Origin of the sequence: Acinetobacter sp. Colony158 (assembly GCF_019264745.1) — a bacterium.
GTDB classification, from domain to species: Bacteria; Pseudomonadota; Gammaproteobacteria; order Pseudomonadales; family Moraxellaceae; genus Acinetobacter; species Acinetobacter ursingii.
In genome coordinates this window covers 3,105,748-3,132,699 of the sequence record NZ_CP078523.1, presented here as the reverse complement: position 1 = coordinate 3,132,699, position 26,952 = coordinate 3,105,748, and the positions used below count along the sequence as shown (strand labels likewise).

General features: G+C 39.1%; 24 protein-coding genes. 15 read left to right on the top strand and 9 right to left on the bottom strand.

Going from position 1 to position 26,952, the window contains the following annotated elements:
• The first annotated feature begins 112 nt into the window (after positions 1–112).
• Complete coding sequence (locus JR005_RS12630) at positions 113–3,052, top strand: insulinase family protein (RefSeq protein ID WP_218665201.1); 2,940 nt, start codon at positions 113–115, stop codon at positions 3,050–3,052.
• A gap of 20 nt (positions 3,053–3,072) precedes the next feature.
• Positions 3,073–4,266, top strand: coding sequence for a phospholipase A (locus JR005_RS12625; RefSeq protein ID WP_151725131.1), 1,194 nt, complete (start codon positions 3,073–3,075; stop codon positions 4,264–4,266).
• A gap of 99 nt (positions 4,267–4,365) precedes the next feature.
• On the opposite strand, the gene JR005_RS12620 is transcribed toward JR005_RS12625, so the two are convergent.
• The 3 genes from JR005_RS12620 to ilvA form a co-directional block, all read right to left on the bottom strand.
• Positions 4,366–5,700, bottom strand: coding sequence for a TrkH family potassium uptake protein (locus JR005_RS12620; protein WP_005004086.1), 1,335 nt, complete (start codon positions 5,698–5,700; stop codon positions 4,366–4,368).
• Complete coding sequence (locus tag JR005_RS12615; protein ID WP_218665200.1) at positions 5,690–6,355, bottom strand: potassium channel family protein; 666 nt, start codon at positions 6,353–6,355, stop codon at positions 5,690–5,692. The genes JR005_RS12620 and JR005_RS12615 overlap by 11 nt, the downstream gene beginning before the upstream one ends.
• A gap of 171 nt (positions 6,356–6,526) precedes the next feature.
• A complete protein-coding gene (gene ilvA, locus JR005_RS12610; RefSeq protein ID WP_049173809.1) occupies positions 6,527–8,065 on the bottom strand; it encodes a threonine ammonia-lyase, biosynthetic in 1,539 nt (512 codons plus the stop codon).
• Between the two features lie 108 nt (positions 8,066–8,173).
• Between ilvA and rpiA the strand changes: the two genes are divergently transcribed.
• Both rpiA and JR005_RS12600 read left to right on the top strand, forming a co-directional pair.
• Positions 8,174–8,845, top strand: coding sequence for a ribose-5-phosphate isomerase RpiA (gene rpiA, locus JR005_RS12605; RefSeq protein ID WP_004989265.1), 672 nt, complete (start codon positions 8,174–8,176; stop codon positions 8,843–8,845).
• Entirely contained in the window at positions 8,845–9,519 is a 675-nt protein-coding gene (locus tag JR005_RS12600) for a SprT family zinc-dependent metalloprotease (RefSeq protein ID WP_218665199.1), read from the top strand. Before rpiA ends, JR005_RS12600 begins: the two co-directional genes overlap by 1 nt.
• A gap of 32 nt (positions 9,520–9,551) precedes the next feature.
• Here JR005_RS12600 and JR005_RS12595 read toward each other — a convergent pair whose 3' ends face one another.
• Positions 9,552–11,003, bottom strand: a complete 1,452-nt coding sequence (locus tag JR005_RS12595; protein ID WP_228731705.1) for a hypothetical protein — start codon at positions 11,001–11,003, stop codon at positions 9,552–9,554.
• Positions 11,004–11,513: 510 nt separating this feature from the next.
• On the opposite strand from JR005_RS12595, the gene argC reads away from it, so the two are divergent.
• The 5 genes from argC (at position 11,514) to JR005_RS12570 (ending at position 16,477) form a co-directional block, all read left to right on the top strand.
• Positions 11,514–12,569 carry an N-acetyl-gamma-glutamyl-phosphate reductase gene (gene argC, locus JR005_RS12590; RefSeq protein WP_218665842.1) on the top strand — a complete coding sequence of 352 codons (1,056 nt, stop codon included), beginning with the start codon at positions 11,514–11,516 and terminating at the stop codon, positions 12,567–12,569.
• Positions 12,570–12,642: 73 nt separating this feature from the next.
• Entirely contained in the window at positions 12,643–13,395 is a 753-nt protein-coding gene (locus tag JR005_RS12585; RefSeq protein WP_104794893.1) for a DUF6776 family protein, read from the top strand.
• Between the two features lie 18 nt (positions 13,396–13,413).
• Positions 13,414–13,827, top strand: a complete 414-nt coding sequence (clpS, locus tag JR005_RS12580) for an ATP-dependent Clp protease adapter ClpS (RefSeq protein ID WP_004989257.1) — start codon at positions 13,414–13,416, stop codon at positions 13,825–13,827.
• A gap of 10 nt (positions 13,828–13,837) precedes the next feature.
• The gene (gene clpA / locus JR005_RS12575; RefSeq protein WP_004989255.1) at positions 13,838–16,114 is read left to right on the top strand and encodes an ATP-dependent Clp protease ATP-binding subunit ClpA; all 2,277 of its coding nucleotides are present in this window, start codon (positions 13,838–13,840) and stop codon (positions 16,112–16,114) included.
• Between the two features lie 3 nt (positions 16,115–16,117).
• The gene (locus tag JR005_RS12570; protein WP_004989254.1) at positions 16,118–16,477 is read left to right on the top strand and encodes a YnfA family protein; all 360 of its coding nucleotides are present in this window, start codon (positions 16,118–16,120) and stop codon (positions 16,475–16,477) included.
• A gap of 63 nt (positions 16,478–16,540) precedes the next feature.
• On the opposite strand, the gene argF is transcribed toward JR005_RS12570, so the two are convergent.
• Positions 16,541–17,455 carry an ornithine carbamoyltransferase gene (gene argF, locus JR005_RS12565; RefSeq protein ID WP_104794890.1) on the bottom strand — a complete coding sequence of 305 codons (915 nt, stop codon included), beginning with the start codon at positions 17,453–17,455 and terminating at the stop codon, positions 16,541–16,543.
• Positions 17,456–17,557: 102 nt separating this feature from the next.
• Complete coding sequence (locus JR005_RS12560) at positions 17,558–18,190, bottom strand: TetR/AcrR family transcriptional regulator (protein ID WP_151813659.1); 633 nt, start codon at positions 18,188–18,190, stop codon at positions 17,558–17,560.
• 744 nt (positions 18,191–18,934) lie between these two features.
• Here JR005_RS12560 and JR005_RS12555 point away from each other — a divergent pair.
• The 4 genes from JR005_RS12555 (at position 18,935) to JR005_RS12540 (ending at position 22,210) form a co-directional block, all read left to right on the top strand.
• On the top strand, positions 18,935–19,828 hold the full coding sequence (locus tag JR005_RS12555; RefSeq protein WP_004989248.1) for an amino acid ABC transporter substrate-binding protein: 894 nt from the start codon (positions 18,935–18,937) through the stop codon (positions 19,826–19,828).
• A gap of 103 nt (positions 19,829–19,931) precedes the next feature.
• Entirely contained in the window at positions 19,932–20,774 is an 843-nt protein-coding gene (locus JR005_RS12550) for an amino acid ABC transporter permease (protein WP_004989247.1), read from the top strand.
• Between the two features lies 1 nt (position 20,775).
• A complete protein-coding gene (locus tag JR005_RS12545; RefSeq protein WP_218665197.1) occupies positions 20,776–21,453 on the top strand; it encodes an amino acid ABC transporter permease in 678 nt (225 codons plus the stop codon).
• A gap of 13 nt (positions 21,454–21,466) precedes the next feature.
• A complete protein-coding gene (locus JR005_RS12540; protein WP_004989245.1) occupies positions 21,467–22,210 on the top strand; it encodes an amino acid ABC transporter ATP-binding protein in 744 nt (247 codons plus the stop codon).
• A gap of 114 nt (positions 22,211–22,324) precedes the next feature.
• On the opposite strand, the gene JR005_RS12535 is transcribed toward JR005_RS12540, so the two are convergent.
• Positions 22,325–23,767: a DcaP family trimeric outer membrane transporter gene (locus JR005_RS12535; protein ID WP_218665196.1), complete on the bottom strand. Its 1,443-nt coding sequence runs from the start codon at positions 23,765–23,767 to the stop codon at positions 22,325–22,327.
• 720 nt (positions 23,768–24,487) lie between these two features.
• Here JR005_RS12535 and JR005_RS12530 point away from each other — a divergent pair.
• A complete protein-coding gene (locus JR005_RS12530) occupies positions 24,488–24,958 on the top strand; it encodes an Lrp/AsnC family transcriptional regulator (protein ID WP_004989241.1) in 471 nt (156 codons plus the stop codon).
• A 36-nt stretch (positions 24,959–24,994) separates the two neighbouring features.
• Here the strand turns inward: JR005_RS12530 and JR005_RS12525 are convergent, their stop codons facing one another.
• Together JR005_RS12525 and JR005_RS12520 are read right to left on the bottom strand one after the other, a co-directional pair.
• On the bottom strand, positions 24,995–25,744 hold the full coding sequence (locus JR005_RS12525) for a YebC/PmpR family DNA-binding transcriptional regulator (protein WP_004989240.1): 750 nt from the start codon (positions 25,742–25,744) through the stop codon (positions 24,995–24,997).
• Positions 25,745–25,855: 111 nt separating this feature from the next.
• Positions 25,856–26,416, bottom strand: a complete 561-nt coding sequence (locus tag JR005_RS12520; RefSeq protein ID WP_228731704.1) for a 1-acyl-sn-glycerol-3-phosphate acyltransferase — start codon at positions 26,414–26,416, stop codon at positions 25,856–25,858.
• A 374-nt stretch (positions 26,417–26,790) separates the two neighbouring features.
• Here JR005_RS12520 and JR005_RS12515 point away from each other — a divergent pair, with 374 nt between their 5' ends.
• The gene (locus tag JR005_RS12515; protein WP_218665194.1) at positions 26,791–26,952 is read left to right on the top strand and encodes a hypothetical protein; all 162 of its coding nucleotides are present in this window, start codon (positions 26,791–26,793) and stop codon (positions 26,950–26,952) included.

Here is a 26,952-nt window from a genome sequence, read left to right as displayed (position 1 = left end):
GCACAAAAATACAGCAAAACAAAGAAATTGTGTCAGATTAAAACTACCAAAATGGCATCTGACTAAGGCTATAATGGAGACCAATTATCAAAGCGAAATTTTAGGAGATCACATGACGGTAGATGTCACTGGAACTATTAATCAAACTGTACATCCTGCGTTTCAGTTGGTACGTCAACATCATGTTGAAGCTTTGGATATTTTAGTTTCTGAATATGCTCATAAAGTGACGGGTGCTGTTCATTATCATTTAGCCACTTCACATGATGAAAATGTTTTTTTAGTGGCGTTTCGTACCCAACCGATGGATTCAAAAGGTACAGCACATATTCTTGAGCATACTGCACTGTGTGGCTCAGAGAAATTTCCTGTACGTGATCCATTCTTTTTGATGATTCGCCGTTCATTAAATACATTTATGAACGCATTCACGGCGGCAGACTGGACGGCTTATCCATTTGCAACACAGAATAAAAAAGATTTTCAAAATTTATTATCCGTTTATCTCGATGCTGCGTTTGCAGCAAATTTGAACCCGCTTGATTTTGCTCAAGAAGGAATTCGTATTGAGTTAGAAAATGGCGAACCTGTTTATAAAGGCGTGGTATTTAATGAAATGAAAGGCGCGATGAGTGCACCTTCAGATCAGCTTTATCACCAACTGGCTTATCATTTATTTCCTGAAACGACTTATCATTATAATTCTGGTGGTGATCCGAAAGACATTCCAGATTTAAGTTATGAGCAATTGGTCAACTTTTATAAGTCGCATTATCATCCAAGCAATGCAGTGTTTATGACTTTTGGTAATCAAAGTGCCTATGATCTTCAAGAGCAATTTGAGAAACTGGCTTTAGGAAAGTTTGAAAAGGGTACGACACTTTATTCAACCCCAGAAAAACGTTTGGCCGCACCGATTGAAGTGACTGAAACCTATGCAGTCGATAGCGAAGATTTAACCGACAAAACCTATCATGTATTGGCTTGGTTATTACCTCAAGCCAGCGATATCAAGTTACGTTTGGGAATGCGTCTGGTCGAGGGCATTCTGCTGGAAAATTCAGCTTCACCTTTGCGTCATTATCTGGAAACTTGTGGTTATGCCCAATCGACGGGCCCGCTCATGGGGGTGGATGATTCTAATTTTGAGATGACCTTCTATTGTGCTGTGCAAGGTTCAAATGCTGAGCATGCTGAAGAATTTAAACAGGGCGTGCTTAAGGTTTTGCAGTATGTTGCCTCTAAACCGATTGATCAGGCCTTGGTTGATGCAATTTTGCATCAAATCGAATTGCATCAGCGCGAAATCAATGGCGATGGTATGCCTTATGGTTTGAGTTTGATCTTAAATGGTTTGAGCAGTGCGATTCACCATAATGATCCGATTCATGTTTGGGATGTAGATACTGCCATTGATCAGGTTAAAGAAGAACTCGAAGATCCGATGTGGTTGTCGAATTTGATTCAAACCTATCTTTTGGATAATCCACATCGTGTACAAATGACCCTGATCCCAGATGCTGAAAAGTCTGTGAAAGAGCAAGCGGATGAAAAAGCACGTCTGACAAAAATTGCTGAACATTTAACCGATGCTGATCGTGCTGAGATTGAGGCTAAAACCCAAGCATTAAAGGAACGTCAGGATACACCTGATGATCTGGATTTATTGCCAAAAGTCGGATTAGAAGATGTTCCAGCAGATTTGCACATTGTGCAAGGGCAACTTCGGGAAATTATTTCCAATCGCCATGATTATCCTCTGAATTTATATCATGCGGGAACCAACGGGATTTATTATCAACAGGTGTTGATTGAGATTCCAGAGGAAGTGGTGCAGTCGCCTTATTTTAGTTTATTGTCAATTTTGATGGGTGAAGTGGGTGCGGGCGAATATGATTATTTGACTCTGCAACAAGTACAAACGGCCTTGAGTGGTGGTTTGGGCATGGGCGCTTCATTACGTAGTAAAGTAGATGATAAAGGTAAAATTAGTGCGTGGTTGACATTGACCACCAAATCCTTAAATGAGCGATTAGATGCGATTGGTTTGTTAAAACTGGCTTTTGAAAAGCTTCGTTTTGATGAAAAAGATCGAATTATTGAGTTATTACAACAACGTAAAACACGTTGGAAATCACGTTTGTCTGGCTCTGGTCATAGCTATGCGATGCAAGCTGCATCACGCAATATGAGTGCATTGGCGCAGCGTGATTATCATAATACTGGCTTGGGTGCTTTAAACTGGCTAAGTGATCTGGTCGATGATATTGAACAAAACGATACGGCTTATGATCAATTGATTAATGAATTAAAAGCGATTCATTTGAAGCTGTTGCAAGCACCTAAACAGTTTTTATTGGTTTGTGAAGAACAACTTTCAGAACAGTTAATTGAAGAAATTCAAAATGTCTGGGATAAAGTTGAAATTGATACGCAGCTTCCCGAAATTCAGAATATTTCGCATTCAGAAAATGATCAGGATGAAGCATGGTTAATTCAGACCAATGTTCAGTTTTGTGCATCTGCTTATCCAGCCATTGAGGTTGCACATCCTGATGCAGCGCCGCTGATGGTACTCGCAGCCTATTTGCGCAATGGTTATTTGCACAGCGCGATTCGTGAAAAAGGCGGAGCGTATGGCGGTGGTGCAAGCTACGATGGCAATGCTTGTTCATTCCGTTTTTATAGCTATCGTGACCCACGTCTGGCTGAAACATTTAAAGATTTTGAAGCCAGTGTGGAATGGCTTTTGCATACACAGCAACAGCCCCATCAACTTGAAGAAGCCATTTTGGGATTGGTGTCGAGCATGGATAAACCTGGTTCACCTGCGGGTGAAGCCATAACGGCATGTTATGCGCTGTTGCATGCGCGTACACCAGCCTTTAGGAAAACTTTGAGAGAACGTTTGTTAAATGTCACGCTAGAGGATTTACAACGTGTGGCGCAACAATATTTAATTGATCAGAAACCCATAAAAGCTGTGGTTGCACCGTTTGCAAAACGAGAGCAACTTGAACAGCTCGGTTTTCAAATTAAACAAGTAGATTAAAAGAAAAACTGGAGAAACTTATGTCGTTCAAATCTTTTGAACGAACACCGCTACAACTGAGCATGCTGAGTATGCTCAGTTGTATGGGGGTGTCTGTTGTACATGCAGAAATGTCGGTGACATCGAATCAAACACCAAGCACTGTTGTTAAGACAGTTGAAGCACCTGCCGCACCAGCAAGTGCCAAAGCATGTGTCGCATTGGATTCAAATGCAGACCGTCTGGCTTGTTATGATGCGATTTTCAAAGCGCCTATAGATACTCGAAACGCAATTGCAGCTCAGCTTGCTGCACCTGTTGAGCCTAAAGAGGATAAAGCGAAGCCTGAGACTTTAAAAGCCAAAGTTGAAGAGAAGGTGGGCAGTTTATTTGCATTGGAAGCTGACCCGATTGATCCGAATGTGTCTTTATTGGATAAACGTTGGGAACTCTCTGAAAAAGCAAAATTGGGCACATGGAATATCCGAGCATTCAAGCCAGTATATTTAATGCCAGTTTTCTGGACGACCAAGAAAAATGAATTTCCCTCAAGTCCAAACCCAAATAATACGGTGACAGAAAATCAAAATTTAGATTCGCTTGAGTCGAAATTTCAGCTTTCACTGAAAACAAAAGCTTGGGAAAACATCATTGGTAACAATGGCGATTTGTGGCTTGGATATACGCAGTCTTCACGTTGGCAGGTTTATAATGGTGATGAGTCACGCCCGTTTCGTGAAACCAATTATGAGCCTGAAGCAAGCTTAATGTTCCGTACCAATTATAAAGTATTTGGTTTGGATGGACGTTTGCTTGGTGTGACTTTAAACCATCAATCGAATGGTCGTTCTGATCCATTGTCGCGTAGTTGGAACCGAGTAATTTTTAATGTCGGATTTGAAAAAGACAATTTTGCCTTAATGCTACGCCCATGGGTGCGTATTCAGGAAGATAGCAAAAATGACAATAATCCAGATATTGAGGATTATATTGGACGTGGTGATCTAACCGCATTTTATAAATGGAATGACCATGACTTTTCTTTAATGCTACGTCATTCTTTAAAAGATGGTGATGATTCACATGGTGCAGCGCAGTTTGACTGGACATTCCCCATCAGTGGAAAGTTACGTGGACACTTTCAAGTCTTTGATGGTTACGGTGAAAGCCTGATTGACTACAATCATCGTGCTACGTATTTTGGTTTGGGTATTTCGCTCATGGATTGGTACTAATCCAATATAAGCAGTATCATGATTTATGTTTTATCAAACGCTCAATAAACTTATTGGGCGTTTTTATTCAATCGATGTACTAAAAATTAAAGTCGATTATTAACCAATTTGAATATCTGCACTCGGATGCTTAAGTCGACTTTTCTTGGGTGTTGCAATGAGATACGCCAGCGTAAGGGGGCCTAAACGACCTGCAAACATCAGTAAACTCAGTACAAATAAGCTACCATTATGTAATTCTCCTGTAACTCCACGAGACAAACCCACAGTGCAAGCCGCGGATACTACTTCGAAAAATAAATCCAGAAAATTTTTGTGTGGTTCCAAGATTAAGATCGTCATGAAACCGATAAAAATGAGACTTAAAGTAATCACGACAACAGCGAGCGCTTTAAACGTACTTTCATAGGAAATAGAACGATTAAATACCCGAATTTCATCGTTTCGACGTAAAAAAGAAATAACACTCAATACTAAAATGAAAAAAGTACCGACTTTGATTCCACCTGCGGTACTGAGTGAACCGCCGCCAATAAACATGAGAAACATGGTCAGTAGAGTGGAGCTATTCATCAAAGATGCGGTATCGATGGTATTGAATCCAGAAGAACGAGGTACAGTCGCCTGAAACCACGCATTTACGGCTTGCTCGCCTAGATTCATTTGCATGAGCGTGAGTGGATTATTGGCTTCAATTAACCAAATGAGTAAAAAGCCACTGATATTTAAAACGGCAATGGTTGATAACACGACTTTGCTATTGGTGCTAAGCTTTTTCCAACGTTTATTTTGTTTGATATCCATCAATACCATAAAGCCAATGCCGCCAAGTATGTATAGGAAACTAATCGCAAGACATGCAAGATAATGACTTTGAAAAGTAACTAAGCTATCGGGGAATAAAGAAAATCCCGCGTTATTAAAGGCGGATACACTATAGAAAAAAGCATAATACAAAGCATGAGCGAATCCGAAGTCTGGTGTCCAGATTGACGTTAAAATGATGATTCCTGTGACTTCGAAGAATAAAGAATAAAAAAACACGGACTGTGCAATGGTGGTAACTTTAGACAAACTGGTCTGCCCCAAAGAGTCCTGCGCCATCATTTGTTGCTTCAGTCCCAACTGTGGAGCAAGACTCAACGCTGCCAGTATAGCGAAAGTCATAAAACCGAGACCGCCACACTGAATCAAAAATAGCAAAATAAGCTGACCTGTAGTGGTCAGCGATTGACCGATATTAACAACGGAAAGCCCCGTAATAGTAACTGCGGAGGTTGCTGTAAATAAAGCATCCATCCAGCTTAAATTACCGTTATTGGCAAAAGGAAGCTTAAGTAAAAGTGTTCCAATGATGATAAAACTAAGAAATCCCAACGCCAAAAGAGAAGGTGGACTGAAATTAAAGGTTTTATTCTTAAGTTTAGCTTTCATCATAGCCTAGAAATCGTTTAGATAGTTTTTTGAGTGGTTCAAGATGACCTTCTATGATGAGAATATCTTTGGATTGTACCGCACAAGAAGGTTCTGGATCGTAAATGATATCTTTACTACGTTGTAATAAAATCGTTTTAATATGATGGGTGGCATCAATTAAACCTAATAAATGTACTCCGTTTAGATGTTTAGGAATTTCTACTTTGACGATGAAATGATCATCATTGAGTGCCATATACCGACTCACCATCGGATAGTTTAAAGCTTGCGCCACACGGACGCCCATATCTTCTTCAGGGTGAATAATTTTGTCGACATGCAGATGTGACAAAATCATATGATGCGCTTTGGTTTTTGCTTTAACCCAAATTTTAGGAACACCTAAATTTTTTAGATGTAGCACACATAAAATACTGGCTTCAATATCTTCGCCAATTGCGACCACTACAGCAGCACAATTTTTAATATTAAGTTCTTCAAGCACATGTTCATCACTCGCATCGGCGATCACCGCATGTGTCAGTTGATCGCCAATGTCTTCAACATTGCGTTTAATCGTATCTATTCCAATGACATCATGATTAAGCTGCGCAAGTTGTAATGCAACCGTTGCACCAAAACTACCTAAACCAATGACAGCGAATTGAGCCATAAAAAACCTGATCTTTGTATAATAAGTTAAATTTTAAAATTTTGGATAATGCATAATGATGAAGTTAGTTTATTATTTTTGAATAAGTTTTAGTGCAAAGAAGTGTTAAAAAAACCGATAAGGCAGGTTGATCCAAATCCAAATCGGTTTATGTTTGAAAACGCTGAAAAATTATTTCAAGAAACGCTGATAACCAATATTGGCTGTGATTTCTTCATAAGGGTACGTAATGTTTTCCAATGTTTCGATTAATACATCTGGATTTTCCTGTGTATCTGTCGCCTGTAATCCAACCAGTACGCGACCTTCGGCAGCGCCGTGATTGCGATAGTGGAATAAGCTAATATTATGCGTTGGGCCTAAGCGCTCAAGGAAAGTAAGTAGGGCACCTGGACGTTCAGGAAATTCAACACGGAATAAACGTTCATTTTCAATATTGGCATGACCACCAATCAAATATCGAATATGCAGTTTAGCCACTTCATCATCAGAAAGGTCATCGACTTCATACAATTCTTTAAGTGAATTAAAGATCTCGATACGTTCAGCCTGACCTGATTTTAGACTGATGCCAACAAATACCTGCGCTTGGTTACTATCACTTGCACGGTAATTAAATTCGGTAATATTACGGCCATGTAAAGCACGGCAGAAATTTAAAAATGCGCCTTTTTGTTCAGGTATGGTGACTGCAAAAATAGCTTCTTTATGTTCACCAAGCTCGGTACGTTCAGCAATATACCGTAAACGGTCAAAATTCATGTTTGCGCCGCAAACGATGGAAACAATATTTTTGTCCTGAATTTGATACTGTTCGACGTATTTTTTTATACCAGCCAAAGCCATTGCGCCTGAAGGTTCAACGATGCTGCGACACTCATCAAAAGTATCTTTAATGGCGGCACAAATCTCGTCTGTATTTACCAATACGACTTCGCGTTCAACAATCGGTCCAGAATTGTCTGATTTTTGCAGTTGAATCACTTCAAATGGTTTTTCACCAATTTGAGCCACCGCAGTACCATCGGCGAATAAACCGACATGCGGCAAGATCACACGTTGATTGTGTTCAAAGGCTGCTTTCAAACAGGCTGATTCATCATATTCAACTGGAATCACTTTGACATGTGGTGCAACATCACCTAAATAAGCGGCAACTCCTGCAATCAAACCACCACCACCCACAGCAACAAACACATATTCCACATCGCGCCATTGACGTAAAATTTCATTGGCAATCGTGCCTTGACCTGCCATGACCAATTCATCGTCATAGGGTGGAATAAAGGTCATGCCTTCATCTTTGGCACGTTGAATCGCGTATTTATTGGCGACATCAAAAGAGTCGCCATGTAATACGACCTCACCGCCTAAACGCTTTACGGCCTGAACTTTAATATCGGGAGTGGTTTTAGGCATTACGATAATGGCGCGTATCCCTAATTTTTGACCAGACAGAGCGACCCCTTGTGCATGGTTTCCTGCTGAAGCGGTGATGACACCACGTTCCAATTGGGATTTTGGGAGCTGGCTAATACGGTTATAGGCACCGCGTAGTTTAAAAGAAAAAACAGGTTGTAAATCTTCGCGTTTAAAACGAATGTTATTATTCAGTTTTTCACTAATTCGTGGCGCTGCTTCGAGTGGGGTTTCGATTGCAACGTCATATACCGTTGCCTGTAAAATTTGTCGAACCAAACGAGACAGCATGTTAATCTTCCATCTAACAGTTTAAAATAAACGATTATTGTAACAAACCCCTAGGCATTTGCGCCGATTAATTCGTCCTAATGTCAAAAATAATAGTTGAGTGATGTCATGAGCCTGTATGCAACCCAAGATGAGAAAAAACAAGCTGCTGCGAAAGCGGCTTTAAAACACTTGCCAAGAGGTGGCATTTTAGGAGTGGGAACTGGCAGCACAGTCAATTTTCTGATTGATCTACTACCTGAATTACAGCTCGAAGCAGCTGTTGCCAGTTCTCAGGCAACTGCCGAACGCCTCCAAAAGTTAGGCATTGAAGTGGTGGATATGAATCATGTCGGTGGTTTGGATGCATATGTTGATGGCGCTGATGAAATTGATCGCCATATGCATATGATCAAGGGCGGTGGTGCTGCGCTCACACGTGAAAAGATTGTGGCATCTATCGCCAAAAAATTCGTATGTATTGTCGATGATTCAAAATGGGTGGAACAATTAGGTCGTGAATTTCCATTACCTGTTGAAGTAATTCCAATGGCACGTTCTGCTGTCGCACGTAAAATTGTTACTTTAGGCGGTGATCCAGTCTACCGTGAAGGTGTGGTCACCGATAATGGCAACGTGATTTTAGATGTTTATAATTTAAATATCCTAAATGCCATTGAACTTGAAAAGACATTAAATGATATTCCTGGCGTGGTCACTAATGGTATTTTTGCGCTGAATCCTGCATCTGTTGCGATTGTGGCAACCAATAGTGGGATTGAAGAACGTACAGCGATTTAATGCTTTTGGAATCATTACCCGAAATTAAAATGGTCAGACATGTAAGGGCAAGACATTTGCGCTTACGTGTCGAACCGCATCAAATTCGTTTAACTGTGCCGTTATTTTGTACAAAAAAGCAAATTCAGCAATTTTTGGATCATTCGCAAGAGTGGTTATTACAAACTTGGCAGAAACAGACTCAGCAACAACAACTTGCAAGTTCAAATTTCCAGCAGATTCATTTTTTTAATCAAGATCAGCCTTATCAGATTATTTTGCGTAAACAGCATAAAAATTATCTGATTGATCATGAACAAGCGTGTGTCTTTATTCGAGAAGATAAAGGCAATACCGTGTTGAAAGGTATGATCTATGACTATGCAAAACAATATTTGCCTATATATCTGAAGGAAATCAGTCAGCAGGTTGGACTTTCGTTTCGTGATTGTAGTATTCGACGACCTAAAACCCGATGGGGAAGTTGTAGCGCACAGCACAATATTATGTTACATGCAGGCTTGGTCTTAATGCCGCCTGAAATCGTACGCTATGTTTGCGTACATGAATTGGCGCATACGCGTTATTTTAATCATAGCGTGCAGTTCTGGGCTGAAGTTGAAAAATTCGATCCAAAATATTCCATGCATCGTAAGCAACTGAAAAGTTATCAATTACCTGTGTGGTGGTATTAGGAGCCATAATGCATTACGGCTCCTATCCACATTTAATTGAAATTACAGCTTAATTTCTCGGTTTCGAGTTGTGCAGGTGAAGTATGTTTATCTAAACCCGCTGTTGCAGACAGAATTTTGTTATCTTTAATTTTAAGCTGAATAAACGGATACTGTTGAGAATTATTGCTCGGTTCAGCAGAGCCGCTATTGAGAATATAGTCGTTTGTGGATGCATTGACTTGCAGCAAGTTATCTGTACTTCCGCCGTTTAAGCTAGATTTATAAGTCTGTTCGCCCTGACTGAGTTCAATTTCACCTGTTGCTCGGACTTTTAAAATACAGTTATTGGCTTCATAGCGACCCACTAAATATTCAATTGTGGGAAAGTTAATATCTGTATTTTCAGTATTTATTCCAGTAATGCCTTGCTTACATGGATAAATAGAATCTCCACATACACTTGAATTGGTAAATCCAATAGCACGTCGATAGTCACCCGCACCACTCGTTCGGATATTAACAGTATTATAAGCGGTATTCGGCGTTCCACTATAGGCGCGCTCGTTCAATGCTTTATAGCCTATTCCATTTAAACTGGGTTGCAGTTGACGAGCAGCTAAGTCTAATACCGCATTTTTTAGACGGCTTGCAAACAGTTCTCTGACAGTTTTTTGATTTGCTCCAATATCAGGAGCCGTATTTAATCTTGCTTCCGTATTTTCGACAGTACTCACCATTGGCGCAAAATCAGTGGTATTACCATTCACTGCTTTTCCATCCAGATAGCCATCTGCCAAATCGAGTGCAATGTTTTGAGTAAATTCTGAATAATAGTTGCTAGTTTGATTATGTGAGTTATACCAATACACAAAGTATCCAAAGCTTAAATAACTATCTAAATAAAGATTCTGAGGAGATGCAGTATAACTCAGATTGGTTAATGCATTGGCATTGCTTAAAGTCGGGGTGTTTTCATTTTTAAATGCATTGAGTAGTGCGGCATTTACATCTTGCATTGCCATCGTAAAATGCGTGTCATTAATTTTTGAGTTTTCGATATTTTCATTTGGAAGTTGACCTGCGCGAACTAAAGCTCTTTGGTAAATGGCCTCAGATACAGGACTCGCAAAAAATATACGTGACTCAGTGGATGTTGGCCACAACAATGCATGATAAGTGCCCACAAAATTGATAAACTTATCATTAATAAAATCATAAATTTGTGAGTTTTGATTGGTCGTCATCTCAAGACGATAGATTCGATTTGCTTTTTCAATTGGAAACTTCAAAATTGAAGATGTTCCGCTAAAAGAACTGACCTCAGTAACGACTTGATTATTGGTATTGTCATAAAGTTTAAGATTCACATCATGTACTTCCAAAGGGAGTTTAATCAGGACTTCGTTTGGTTGTAAAACTTGATTGTTTGAATTTTCGTTATTTTGCTGTGTTGTTGGAGGGGTGTTAGAACTTCCCCCGCAACTGGCAAGATAGCTACTCAATATTACGATGCCAATTGATTTGAATAGATTGCTATATTGATATTGTCTGCTTTTAAAAAAAGGCATTCCTTCACCCCTGAAGTTTTAGTCATCCGTGTCAAGTAAGGAGTCAGTTTTATATACTGACAAATCATCATTAGACTTCTTTCATCATTATTTAAACCCTCTTTATTTTTCTCGCGTATGGAGAAATAAAGGGGATTTATCAAAGAAGCATATTTAAATTTTAGATTTAAATCCTTGTCATTTAACGACATCAAATACTTTTTAGAACTTATTATGCGATTACAAAGTTTTATTCAGTTTAAAATGTCGGCTTTAGTTTCATTTTATGCCATCTCAATATAATGGCTAAAGTAATTTTTGACCAATGGTCGGATATGTGACAAATACTTTATTATAAGGCTAATTTGAAGCGCCTTTAAAAAGCTTTTTTTAGGTCTCTGAGTCGATTGTAGAAATCCGAGTAAACTGCCATACTATCCGCCATTCGGTTGAAATTTAGAGGTAATAATCGTGGTCTCTGTCGGAATTGTTGGGGGAACTGGATATACTGGCGTTGAATTATTGCGTCTTTTATTACGACATCCGCAGGTCACTGTTCGAGTCCTTACTTCACGTACTGAAGCTGGTAAACGCGTTGCCGATATGTTTCCAAGCCTTCGTGGTCATACTGATCTTGAATTTTCAGATTTGAATCTGGATCTATTAAAACAATGTGATGTGGTCTTTTTTGCTACACCGCATGGTGTGGCGATGCAACATGCAAAAGAACTGGTTGCAGCCCAGACTAAAGTGATTGATCTTGCTGCCGATTTTCGTTTACAAAATCTAGAACAGTTTGAAAAATGGTATGGTTTACAGCATAGTTGCCCTGATATTTTACAAAATTCAGCTTATGGTTTGACTGAACTTAATCGTGAGAGAATTAAGCAGGCTAGTGTAATTGGTAATCCAGGTTGTTATCCAACCACGGTACAGTTGGGTTTAGCACCGTTATTGAAATCTGAACAAAACTTAGTAAACCCTTCAAGCATTATTATTGATGCCAAATCGGGTGTATCTGGTGCTGGTCGTAAAGCGAGTATGGGCATGATCTACTCGGAAAATGCCGATAATTTTAAAGCCTATGGGGTGAGTGGACATCGCCATCATCCTGAAATTGTAGAAGCGCTCGAAAATATTTCAGGTCAAAAAGGGGTTTTTGATCATATCGTGTTTGTTCCGCATCTGGTGCCCATGATTCGCGGTATGTTGAGTACTATTTATATTGACTTGACTGAAGAAGGTGCAAATACAGATATTCAAGCGCTTTATGAGCAATTTTATGCCGATGAAAAATTTGTAGATGTGATGCCACCAAATAGCTCACCTGAAACGCGCAGTGTACGCGGAGCAAATGAATTACGCATTGCATTGTACAAACCGCAACCCCATAAATTGATTGTACTATCGGTACAGGATAATTTAGTAAAAGGTGCTGCGGGGCAGGCTGTACAAAATATGAACCTGATGTTTGATTTTGCCGAAGATGCAGGTCTAACAGGTATTGGTTTATTACCATAAAAAACGCTTTTAAGCTTCACACACATTTAAATTTCGATTTAAATGTGTGCTTTGGTTCTATCTTCAAACAGAGATGGCGATGCAGAATACTGAACAAATAAATAATGATGATCTACACACACCCAAGCCATCATTTTGGCATACGAACAGACCCTTAGTGATTGGAGCGATTGTTCTGATTTTGGGTAGTGTTTCGTTGGGTTATACCGTTGGACATCGTCAAGGATTGACTGTAGTAGGTTACGATGCAGATGCGGAACAATTGGTTGAAGTGGTTCAAAAGCAGAAAACTGCTTTAGATGCTGTCAATAAAAGTTTGAATGCAACTGTACAAGAACGAGATGTTGCAGTGAGCAATGCCAATGATTTATATCAGGGGATTACTCAAGCAAAGAATGATAAGGCGCAAATGGAAGGTATGAGTGCGCTTTATCGTGAGATATTACGTCAACGAGGCGGTTTGAGCTTAACGATTCAAGATTTGGCAATTAAACCATTGCCTGAAAATGCCTTTGAATATCAGCTTGATTTGGTACAAGTTAGCCCAAATAAACGTCGTGCAACAGGCTCGGTAGAGATGCGTCTGATACAAGGTGATGAGATTTTAGTAGTGCCACTAGAAGACAACAATTTCAATTTTGATGATTTTGAACGTTTAACAGGACGCTGGACGATGCCTAAAGGTTTTACTCCGCAGTTTATTGAAGTTCGATTGACAGGAGCTACACCTGTTACCAAACGTTTTAGCTGGCAACGTGGAAAACCAGTTGAGGCGGAATCTGCTTTTGTTGCAGAAATCCCGCAAGCCGAAGCAAATGCAAATTAAGAGTGAATCAAAGAGTATATGCGAACCAATAAGCGACAAATTAGTTTAAAAGACGTGAAAGCTTCCTTTTACCAATCTGGATATGTCGATTGGCATATCAATCCGCGCTTAAGTGATTCGCAAAGTAACGAGCCAGAAGGTGATATTGCAGTACAAACTGCTGAGCCTCAGCTAAAACGTCCACCTCTATATGCGGTAGTATTGTTGAATGATGATTACACCCCAATGGACTTTGTAATTGAAATTTTACAACAATACTTTGCATTGAATCTTGACCAAGCCACTCAAGTAATGCTAACTGTACACTATGAAGGTAAAGGTGTTGCTGGTGTTTATCCGAGAGACATTGCGGAGACGAAGGCAAACCAAGTAAATAATTACGCTCGATCCCAAGGTCATCCATTACTTTGTCAGATCGAACCCAAAGATTAAAGGGGGTCGTATGCTCAGTCGTCAATTAGAAGTATCCTTACGTTTGGCTGTAAGCATGGCTCGTCAAAAAAGGCATGAGTTTCTCACTGTAGAACACTTATTGCTGGCTTTGCTCGATAATGATTCGGCTGTTAATGCACTTAAGGCGTGTGGCGCTGATATAGTTTCATTGCGTAAAGAACTAGAAGAATATGTAGAACAACATACACCGAAGCTTGGTGAAAATAACGACCAAGCTCCACATCCGACTGAAAGTTTTGACCGAATTTTACAGCGTGCTATTTTTCATGTGCAATCTAGTGGCGGTGATCGTACCGTTGAAGGTGCAGATGTATTAGTGGCGATGTATTCTGAACGTGATTCTTTTGCGGTTTATCTTCTAAAGCGTCATCAAATCAACCGATTGACCTTAACGCAGTATCTCTCTCATGGAACCCGTAAAGAAGATATTCAGGCAGAAGAAGAGGTTGAAGATATCGAAGGAGATGCTGCTTCATCTTCAAATGCAGGCCCTTTAGAACAATTTACGCTAAATCTCAACAACGAAGCGCTTAAAGGTAAAACAGATCCTCTGATTGGGCGTGAAAAAGAGATAGAGCGTACCGCTCAGATTCTTTGCCGTCGTCGTAAAAATAATCCACTGTTAGTGGGTGATCCTGGCGTGGGTAAAACCTCAATTGCAGAAGGTTTGGCATGGCTTATTGTCAATGGCAAAGCGCCAAAACCACTTGCAAATGCTGAAGTCTATAGTCTGGATATTGGCGCCTTAGTTGCAGGAACCAAATATCGTGGTGACTTTGAAAAACGCTTGAAACAACTGCTCAATGCGTTAAAGAAAAATCCAAATGCGATTTTGTTTATTGATGAAATCCACATGATTATTGGTGCAGGCTCAAGTATGGGCAGTACCATGGATGCATCTAACCTCATCAAGCCGGCATTAGCCAATGGTACTTTACGTTGCATCGGATCAACCACTTTTCAGGAATATCGTCAGGTTTTTGAAAAAGATCATGCATTATCGCGCCGTTTCCAAAAAGTCGATGTGAATGAACCAAGTATTTCTGAAACCATCGATATTTTACGCGGTCTTAAAACCAAGTTTGAAGATTTCCATCATGTTGAGTATGAAGATAAAGCTTTAGTTGCAGCAGTAGAGCTATCTTCCAAATTTATCAATGATCGTTTCTTGCCAGATAAAGCCATTGATGTAATTGATGAAGCTGGTGCACAGCGCCGTTTAAAAGCAGAATCAGACGATAGTTTGATTACCATTGAAAATATTGAAGATATTGTTTCTAAAATTGCCCGTATTCCACCGAAAACAGTCTCTAAAGATGATAAAGCAGTGCTTGAATATCTTGAACGAGACTTAAAACGCGTGGTGTTTGGTCAAGATGAAGCGATTAGCGCACTTGCTTCTGCGATTAAATTATCTCGCGCAGGATTAAAAGCACCAGATAAGCCTGTCGGTAGTTTTGTATTTGCAGGTCCAACTGGGGTGGGTAAAACAGAAGTCACCAAACAATTGGCAAAATTGTTAGGCGTGGAATTGGTACGTTTTGATATGTCGGAATATATGGAACGTCATGCGGTTTCACGTTTGATTGGCGCACCTCCAGGTTATGTAGGATATGATCAGGGTGGTTTGCTGACTGATGCGATTCACAAAAATCCACATTGCGTATTATTGTTAGATGAAATTGAAAAAGCGCATTCGGATGTATTTAATTTATTGCTGCAAGTGATGGATCATGGTGCATTAACGGACAACAATGGTCGCAAGTCTGATTTTAGAAATGTGATTATTGTTTTGACCACGAATATTGGGGCCGAAAGTATTTCAAGAACCAGTATCGGTTTCACTGAGCAAGATAATAGCAATGATAATCAGGAAGCGATGAAACGTGCATTTGCTCCTGAATTCCGTAACCGTTTAGATGGCGTTATTCAATTTAAAGCTTTACCAACTTCAGTGATCGAATCAGTGGTTGATAAGTTCTTGACCGAGCTACAAGCACAACTGGATGATAAAAAAGTAGTGCTTGAAGTTGATCAATCTGCTCGTGATTGGTTAGCCACCAATGGTTATGATCGTCAAATGGGAGCACGTCCGATGCAGCGTCTAATTCAGGAACATTTGAAAAAGCCGCTTGCTGAAATGATTTTGTTTGGTGAGCTGGCTGATCATGGCGGCAATGTCGCTGTTTCTGTGAAAAAAGAAGATGGTAAAGAAGTTGGATTACAGCTTTCTGTCTTTGAAGACCAAACGGCTGAGCCTGCTTAATCGATGCTAGAAGATTTCTCAATCACCCGAATACTCAGTGTATTCGGGTTATTTTTAATCACTGCTATTGCTGAAATATTGGGCTGCTATTTTCCCTACTTAATTTTAAAAGAGGGGAAAAGTACATGGTTATGGATTCCTACCATAGCTAGCCTTGCATTATTTGTATGGCTTTTAACCTTGCATCCAACTGCTTCAGGACGCATTTATGCTGCTTATGGCGGGATCTATATTTTCACCGCGCTGATGTGGTTGCGTTTTGTTGATCAGGTTGCATTAACACGCTGGGATTTGTTAGGTGGCATCGTGGTTTTAATTGGTGCGAGTTTAATTATTTTGCAGCCGCAAGGTTTGATCCGATAATTGCTTTTAATTTTAAACATAAAAAACGCTGTTTTAAAACAGCGTTTTTTTACATCAAACATCTTATTTTGATTGTTCGTTTAGCAAGAATTCCATCAATGCCTTTTGCGCATGTAGGCGATTTTCAGCTTCATCCCAAACCACAGAATTTTTGTGATCTAGCATATGTTCAGAGATTTCTTCGCCACGATGCGCGGGTAAACAATGCATAAATAAGCAATCTGGATGTGCTATATCCATGAGTTTTTCATTGACTTGAAAGTTTGCAAAAGCCTGTTCACGTAGCTTTTGTTCTTCTTCTTGTCCCATACTTGCCCAAACATCGGTCACAATCAAATCTGCATTGACGGCTGCATCTTCTGCATTGTCAAAAACTTCAACACAATGTGCAAATTCAGACAAAAATTCAGGTTTTGGTTCATAGCCTTTAGGTGAGGCAATTTTCAGTTTAAAGCCCATCATATGTGCAGCTTCAATATATGAATTACACATATTATTGCCATCACCAATCCATGCCACGGTTTTACCTTCAATACTGCCACGATGTTCTTGATAGGTTTGTAGATCAGCTAAAAGCTGACAAGGATGGTGATCATCGGTTAAGCCATTAATCACGGGCACTTTAGAGTACGAAGCAAATTGTTCAACAATTTCATGTCCAAAAGTACGGATCATGACAATATCAAGCATGCTTGAAATAACACGGGCAGAATCTTCAATCGGTTCACCGCGACCTAATTGGGTATCACGTGGTGAAAGAAAAATTGCACTGCCACCAAATTGATTAATTCCAGCCTCAAAAGAAATACGGGTACGTGTACTTGATTTCTCAAAAATCATTCCTAGAACTTTACCAACAAAAGGCTGAAATATCTGTTTCTCATGCTGTAAGCGTTTTAGTTCACTTGCACGAGCTAAAATGCGTTGAAGTTCTGAAGAAGATAAGTCACGTAAAGTTAAGAAATGCCGTAGAGCCATGGTTACTCCACAATAATTGTTGTTAAACAACAATTAGTTGCTGATAAATGAACGAAAAAAGAATCGAATACTATACTACACGTGATTGAAAATGCAAAGAAATTAGCGGATTCTATTACCGTTTAAAAAAACATCAACGCAATATTCGATATGATCCAAAATTTCCTGATCATCAATTTTCATGGGAACGCCCATCGTCACTTTCCATTCAATATTACGTAAAATACCAAAATACATAATTGCAGAATGAAGCGGTTGCGAACAGTTGATTTTGCCTTGTTGAGTCGCTTGTGCCAAAGCACAAGCTATTGTTTTTTGAACGTATTCAGGGCCTCTTTCATGAAGATACAAAGCCAACTCTGGATCACTTTGCGAGCGTTCAATGACAAGACGCATAAAGGCTGCATTTTCTACACAGGTAATTTTCTGATAAAACCCAATTAAAGTCTGGATGAGATAACTTCTCAAATCCTCATGACTATTAAACGCCACACATATATTTTTAAAAAAAAGTTCACGTCTGTAGTCACAAATGGCCTTAAACAGACCTTCTTTACTACCAAAATATTTATAAATAGACGCTTTTGAACCACCTGCATGATGGACAATATCATCCAGAGATACCGCATCGTAACCACGTTCCAAAAAAAGCTCCGTTGCACTGAGTAAAAGTGCCAAACGTCGTTCGTGACCTCGTTTGGTTTGTGGAAGTTCGCAACAGGCATTTGGAATCATAAGAAAGTTAGTTCTCTACATAATAAATTGAATATTTAAGACATCAAATATTCAAAAAAACAGTATAGCAAAAAAACTCAATGCTGACTGTAAAGACGGTTTACAGTGCAGTGAGAGACTCTATCTATATGGTTTCAAATATGAATAAATCAACGATATTGTGATGATCATCAGCTCATAATCTATAAATGGTATTCATCTTCAGTTTTCAAGAGCGCTTTTCACAAAAGAGAGCATGCAGAGTCAACGTGCCATGGAGTTGTTTATTAAAAGTCTATATTTCTAAACGCACAATTCAGGTAAGGATGATTGATAAAAAGAATTAAACAATAGGTGCTTTTAAAATTTGACAAAAATGTAGCGTAATTTTATAGGCGATGAAATTGCTCCAGAGATGTCAGTGATGTTGGTTTTTGTGTTGAAATGCTCATTGATGTTGCATTTTTTTAAATTTGTGCACAATTGAGACGTATTTTTTTAAGATGATTTAAATAAACTGTTTAAAAAAAAGACACTTAAGCTAAAAACAACCATAACTAAAACTAAAGTATAACAAAAAAGGAATTTTTTAACCTTTTCATTTTTTTTCAAAAGCGTATAAAAAGAGCTATTATCAATCGATAATAAGTAATAATTAAAAGTTGGCTTGATAATTGCAACTAGGAAAAACAGGCTCATCCTTTAGTATCGTTGAATAATACAAATAGATACCAAAGGAGGAGAACTTATAATCAAGGAGTTTTTATGAAACATTCAGCAACCTCATTACTTGTATCAGCACTTATGGTTTTTACAGTCGGAGGAGCAACACAGGTTCAGGCTGCCGATACTTTGGCAAAAATTCAAAAAAGTGGAAAAATTGTGATTGGACATCGTGAATCTTCCGATCCAATTTCTTATGTTGTTGGCGGTAAACCAGTCGGTTATGCAGTAGATATTTGTAATAACTTTGCCAATGAAATCAAGAAAGATCTTAAGATGCCAAATCTTAAAGTAGAGTATAAGGCGGTTACTTCATCTACCCGTATTCCTGAACTTTTATCAGGCAATATTGATATGGAATGTGGAACGACGACTAACTCGAAACAACGTCAAGAGCAGGTTGGTTTTTCGACTAACTATTATGCAACAGAAGTGCGAATGGCGGTTAAAGCTAATTCAGGCATTAAGAGTCTTGCTGATTTAAACGGTAAAGCAGTGGTAACGACTCAGGGTACAACCTCTGATAAATACATCAAAATGAATGAGCGTGGTCAAAAAATTAATGTGCAAAACATTTATGGTAAAGATCATGCGGACTCCTTTGCAATGATGGCTTCTGGCCGTGCAGCAGCATTTGTCATGGATGATAATATTCTTGCAGGACTTATTGCCAAGTCTTCGAATCCAAAAGAGTTTGCCATTGTAGGGCCAGTTCTATCTTCTGAACCTTATGGCATCATGATTGCAAAAGATGATCCAAAATTTAAGGCGGTGGCCGATCGTACCGTAAAAGGAATGTGGAAATCTGGTCAGATGGATGCTTTGTATAAAAAATGGTTCCAATCTGCGATTCCTCCTAAAAATACCAATTTGAACATGCCACAAAGTCAGTCGTTCAAAAAATTAAAAGCGAATCCTACAGATGCAGGTATTTAGCACTGACTTTTAACTCTAAATAAGGGTAGGTTAATTGTTGGCTCATGTAGTGAATTTAGCTGCATGAGCTGCGCTTTTTTGAACTTTAATAAAAGGGGCAGCTATGTCAGTTGGCTCATTAAACTGGACTGCATTTTGTGCTGAATCGAATGAATATGGACTGGACAAAGCTGCGTGGGCTGAGTCTGTCTGTAAAGCATTAGGTAGCGCAAGTTATTCTCCTTACGCCGATGCACCTACATGGCTTCAAATGTTAGGTTCAGGCGTATTTACCATGGTTTGGACATCATTTGCTGCATTTTTGATTGCATTTTTCTTGGGCTCATTACTCGGCATTATTCGAACTTTACCCAATAAGCCTTTAGCTTTTATTGGGAATTGCTATGTTGAGATTTTTCGTAATATTCCTTTAATCGTACAGCTTTTCTTCTGGGCTTTTGTATTTCCTGAGTTTTTACCAGATAGTTTGAGTTCAGGCAGTGGAGATATCGTTGCGGGAGGTTGGTGGAAAAATATTTTAAACACGCATCCTGCTGTTATTGGTGTTTTTGCGTTGGGACTTTATACAGCCGCGCGTGTTTCTGAACATGTTCGTGCAGGTATTAGCACAGTCTCACGTGGTCAAAAATATGCGGCGTCTGCGCTGGGTTTTACCACAGGACAAAGCTATCGCTATGTAGTTTTACCTGTTGCATATCGTATCGTTTGGCCAACAATTACATCTGAAGCCATGAATGTATTTAAGAACTCAGCGGTGCTGTATGCCTTAAGTGTGTTGAACTTCTTTGCTTATACCAAAACCATGCGTGAAGAGACTTCTCAGGATATTGTGATTCTCATTTTATCTACACCTGTCTATCTCATCATTACCTATGGCATTAAATTTGTGATGGCATGGATTGAAAAAAGAATGGCTGTGCCTGGTTTAGGTTCAGGAGGGAAGTAATATGGACTTTAGTTTATTACAAAATCCTGATGTGATTCATGCATTAAAAGAAGGCTTTATTTTTACCCTGATGGTGACAGTCCTGTCCATGATTGGCGGCATCCTGATTGGTACACCTTTGGCAATGATGCGTTTATCCAATAACTTTGTGGCACGTAATTTTGCCAAGTTTTATGTGGATGTTTTTCGTGGCATTCCATTGATTCAGGTCATTTTTATCTTCTATTTTTTATTGCCAAAAGTGTTTGCCTTCCAATCAGACACCTACTGGGGCCCACTTTTTTCCAGTGTGGTAACGTTTGCGATTTTTGAAGCTGCATTCTTTTCAGAAATTGTGCGTTCGGGTATCCAGTCTGTCTCTAAAGGTCAGGTGAATGCAGGTTATGCATTGGGTTTTACCTACGGTCAATCCATGAAATATGTGGTGTTACCACAGGCTTTTCGCAATATGTTGCCTGTACTTTTGACACAAACGATTATTTTATTTCAGGATATTTCACTGGTTTATGTCATCAGCGCACCTGACTTCTTAGGTCGTGCCGATACACTGGCGAATACCTATGGACCTGAAACTAAAGCAACTTTTTATTTTATTGTAGCACTGGTTTATTTCTGTAGTTCGTTCTTGCTTTCGCAACTCGTGAAACGATTACAGCAGAAAATTGCCATCATTCGCTAATTGGAGATTTTAAATGCCAATGATAGACATCCAACATATCTCTAAATGGTATGGTGATTTTCAGGTTTTAACAGATTGCACTACCAGTATTGAAAAAGGCGAAGTGGTTGTGGTTTGTGGGCCTTCAGGTTCTGGAAAATCGACATTGATTAAAACAGTTAATGCATTGGAACCGATTCAGGAAGGTAATATTTTGGTAGATGGCGTGTCATTACGTGATCCTAAAACTAATCTTGCCAAATTTCGTTCCAAAGTCGGAATGGTCTTCCAGCATTTTGAACTCTTTCCCCACATGACGGTGCTTGAAAATTTAACTGTGGCTCAAGTTAAGGTACTCAAGCGTTCATCCGTAGAAGCACGTGAAAAGGGAATCAAGTATCTGGAACGGGTCGGCTTACTGGCTCACAAAGACAAATTTCCAGGACAGTTGTCTGGTGGTCAGCAGCAACGTGTCGCGATTGCGCGTGGTCTTTCGATGGATCCGATTTGTATGTTGTTTGATGAGCCTACATCTGCGCTTGACCCTGAAATGGTCGGTGAAGTTTTGGAAGTCATGATGCAGCTTGCAAACGAAGGCATGACTATGATGTGTGTAACGCATGAAATGGGCTTTGCCAAACGTGTATCGAATCGCGTCATTTTTATGGATGAAGGTAAAATTCTGGAAGATTGTGCGACTAGCGAATTTTTCGGTAATTTACATGCACGTCATGATCGTGCCAAATTATTTTTAGATAAGATCCAGATGATGCATTAAGTCTGTGTAATTGAAAGGAGAGTCGAGATATCGGCTCTTTTTTATTGCTTAAATATAAAGCTTTGTAATAAAAAACCACAGAATATATCTGTGGTTTTCTAAATCTCAAAAAACTTAGAAGCTATATTTAGCCATCAAGTTTAGACGTGAATAATCACCATCGTCTGATTTATTTGGATCAAGTTGTTCAAAAATCTTGCGTTGACCATAGGTATATTCCACACCCAAATCAATCGCTTTGGTTGGACTATAGAATGAATTGACGATGATGTTATACAACGTTTTATTCAAGCCATCACGGGTTGCTGCCGTAGTTGCTGCACGTGAAGCAAAATCAGCGTAGCCATTGTCGTCTTTATACCAAATACCGCCCGCAGCAATCGTTGATCTCAGTTTTGGACTCCATGTACGTGAATATCCAATTAGACCAGAGTTAAACTCACTTTCTGAAATATTCAAGCTACCGTCCGTATTGCTTGAAGCAACATAAGCAGGGTTGCCGTAAAGTAAATAACGGTTATCACCCTTAACATGATAGTAGTTAGCAAATACGGTATCTACATCGCTAATTTTATATTTTGCACCTAAACCAATCCCCCAACCCAGTTTCTCTTCGTCGTTACTGTCATTGCTTGAGATACGATTTTCATGCAAAAGTGCATGTGCTTGAGCTAAGAATTTATTATCAGCCGTTTTAAAATCATAACGTGCAGTGAATGCGGGGAAACGATTACCACCACTTGAGGTGACACCATTTGCATTTACCGTGGTATTGCCTGTGGTAATGTTATCCACATCACCGCCTTCTAATGCCAGTAATAGTTTTTGATTGGCATCAATTGGCTGAGTATAACGAACCTGAACGGTACGTGTTGATCCATAGCCCATTGGGCCATTGAAGTCGACTGTTTCAGGTGCAGTATCAACGTTCACAAATGGAGAAGTGGTTTGGCCTGCCAACCATTTTCCAACATTAACATAGGCATGACGAACACGTAATGATCCCGTTCCGTTTGTGCCAGACGAGCCCATAAAGTCGGCTTCGATTTTACCAGTAATCTCACCAATATCACTTGGACGAGAGAAATCCAATCCAAAACGAGTCGTTGCCGCAGTCACATTCAGTGCATCTTCGGTCGCATTGGCAGAGTTTAAAGGAACTTTGTTGGTTGGGTTATTGATATTGGTGGTATCCGCATTGGTACCTTTAAAGTCATAAGTCGCATCTGCGCGGACGCTACCATAAAGTTTAACCTGAGTTTGACCATCTGGTAGAGTGAACCAACCTGGTTTTGCATTAGCAGGTGCAGGCGCGGCAGGAGCTTGTGCCACGACCACCGCAGGTGCAGAAGCCACAACCACTGGACGTGCTTTTTGCTCTGCCACGATTTGTTTCTGAGTTGCCGCCTGTTGTTGAATCAATGCGCGAAGTTCTGCGACCTCTGCACGTAATTGTTGAATTTCTTGTTGTTCACTTGCTGCTGCAAATGTTGGAAGTGAGATTGTAGAGAGCCCAAATGTACTCATACAGAGTACTAATTTATTAAGTTTGATCACGATAACTCCAAGGATAATAGTAAAAGCTGAAATCAAAAAAAGCTTCGTGTTCTTACTAACAAGAATAATGCCAATAATTAAGACAGACTAATGAGTCTTTTGTATTTGGTTGAAAAACATCCAAAAAAATAGTCAATATGAAAAAAAAGAATTAAACAAGATAACTATATGTAATCTTTGAAAACTCTAAATTTTTTCTTCAGAATAATCGGTATTAAAAAGTCCTAAAATAAATCATTCATGTTCCAATTTATTGCAATTATCTAAATATTCCATTAGAAGTCGATCGTGTTTTCTCTCTTGGTTTTTAAAGTAAATTTTATTAATTATAGGCGGTAAACTGATATTTATAATCAATTAATTATCATAATTTGGAAATAAATCACATAGAATTTATGTTTAATGAAAAATAATTTAGATTTAGCTTGGTTTTTTCTTATTTTAGGGAAATAATCTCGTACAGATATTGGTACTTTATAGATCAGGGTGTGATGGGGATTGAGAAGAGTGGTTTGCGGATTGGGAGATACGCAGATATAGCCCAAAAGGTCTCGACTCAGCTTTGACAGGATTGACCACAAGTTAATTGCGAGATGAATTCACTTATCGGTGAAAGAGTCGTCACAAGTAAACAGATGTTTTCCCTTGACCCTGTAAAAATTCAAGCATTATAAAAGTTCCAATACACTCAAATATCACGATTAAGCTTGTGGAGTAACGATGGAACTCGATCGTTTTGACAAACAAATTCTTGAAATATTAACCCATGAAGATGTCAATCTAAATGAACTTTCTGAGCGGATCAGTCTTTCAGTCAGTTCGGTACATCGACGTATTAAGCATTTAATAGAAACCAATATCATGAGTAGTCTAAAGCGTGATATTAATTTCGCGAAGCTTGGGTTTACTTTGCATATCTTGCTACAAGTTTCTTTAAGTAAACATGATACCGAAACCTTTGATAAATTTTTAACTGAAATTGAAGATATTCCAGAAGTCACCAATGCATTTTTGGTAACAGGGCAGAGTGCTGATTTTATTTTAGAATTGGTTGCCCGAAATATGGATGATTATAGTGATATTTTGTTGCGTAGAATTGGAAAAATTGACAATGTCGTGGCACTTCATTCAAGTTTCGTGATTAAGGAATATAATGTATTTAACTGCTATAAGCTTTTAAATAAAGTATAAAAAAACGCGCATCAAGCGCGTTCTTTTTAGGTCATATTAAGCATCAAGTTGTGCTAATACATCGTCTGAAAATTCAACATTGGTATAGACGTTTTGCACATCATCCAGATCTTCAAGCATATCAATCATTTTCAAGATCTGTTTTGCTTGCTCGATATCCGTAATTTCTGCTTTGGTCGATGGACTCATTACTACTTCGGCATTGTCAGATTTTAAACCTGCTGCTGTCAATGCATCTTGCACATCACCAAAGCTTTCAGGCGAAGTAATGACTAAAATACCGTCTTCTTCAATTTCAATATCATCTGCACCAGCTTCGAGTGCCACTTCCATGATTTTGTCTTCTAAAGACACATCTTCAAAGCTGATTTCACCACGCTTGGTAAATAGATAAGACACCGAACCATTCGTGCCTAAGTTTCCATTGGTTTTGCTAAAGCAATGGCGAACATCAGGTACAGTACGATTCAGGTTATCCGTCATGGTTTCAACTAAAACCGCAACACCGCCGACGCCATATCCTTCATAGGTGACTTCGTTGAGATCATCATTATCTTCACCGCCAGCACCGCGCTGAATCGCACGATTAATGGCATCGCGGGTCATATTTACTGACAATGCTTTTTCAACTACAGCACGTAAACGCGGGTTACTTGCTGCCTCAGCGCCACCCAATTTTGCTGCGGTGACAATTTCACGAATATATTTGGTAAAAACTTTAGCACGGCTGGCATCTTGTTTTGCTTTACGATGCTTGGTGTTTGCCCATTTGGAATGACCTGCCATGTTGCAATATGCTCCTTAAGGATGGGGGAGAGTACCCGATCAAATTGTGCAGATTCTACCATAAGCCTATTTTTAGGAGGAAGAGGTTGGCTTTTGAAAAATCAACAAACGTTATTGTTTAGATTCTGGAATATATACATCTAACCCAACTTTTTCTTTATAAAGTCGTTGGATGGCTTGCAAGTCCTGATTGAGATCGGAAGGATAAATTTTGCCTAAAATGCCACCTTGTTTGGTTTTCGCATTGGCATACATCATCACGATTGGAACATTGGCTGCTTTTGCAATATGCCAAAAACCTGTACGAATAGGTTTACGTGCTTCGCCATTTTTTGCACGGGTTCCTTCTGGAGCAATCACGAGATTGAAGCTTTCATGCGTTTCAAATAACTCAACCATTTGTGAGACAATATCTTTACTGGCTTTACGATCAACGGGAATCCCTCCTATTTTTTCTAATAGGGGTTTCAATGGCCCTTTAAAAAGCTCTTTTTTAATCAGCGTATGAATTTTAATATCCAAAATCTCAAACAGCGCCAGTGAAAGTACGGCATCCATATTAGAGGTGTGCTCAAAGCCAATAAGCACTTGTTTGTTTTCCAAAATATTGGGTTCGATGTGATATGACCAGCCAGAAAGTTTGAAAATAGACTTAGCAAGTTGCTTTTTCATGATGAACATCCTCTAAAGATCGGCATAGTTTAGGGAGCTTTAATGAAAAAACAAGAAGTAAAAAGATATTTTTATACGCTTGTATAAAACTTTAGGGAGACTTAGGCGTAAGTTTAAGTAAGGGTCCGTGACATTAGGTGAGTTATTTTCTCATTGAAATGTGGAAATAGAAGCTAAACTATTCTTGTTTAAAAAAAAGACAAAAAAAATTATATTTTTGATCTTACATAAGATTAAATAATCTTACATACCGAATTATTGTAAACCTAACTTATGGTCTAGCATGAACGGACATCTTAGGTTTGAGCTTAATTTTAAATGGCTAAGTTCTAAATGACTAAGGTGATTTAAAAAGGAAAAAGAGGAACATTGTTATGTCTAATCAACGTCAACAAGGTCAGTCACAAGATCAACAGTCGAATCCGTCTAAGCAACCTCAACATAACCAACAGTCTGACAAACAACGTCAGCAAGACCAGCAAAACCCAAATCAGCAAAAAGACCAGCAAAAGCAATCTAATCAACAGCAACGTTAG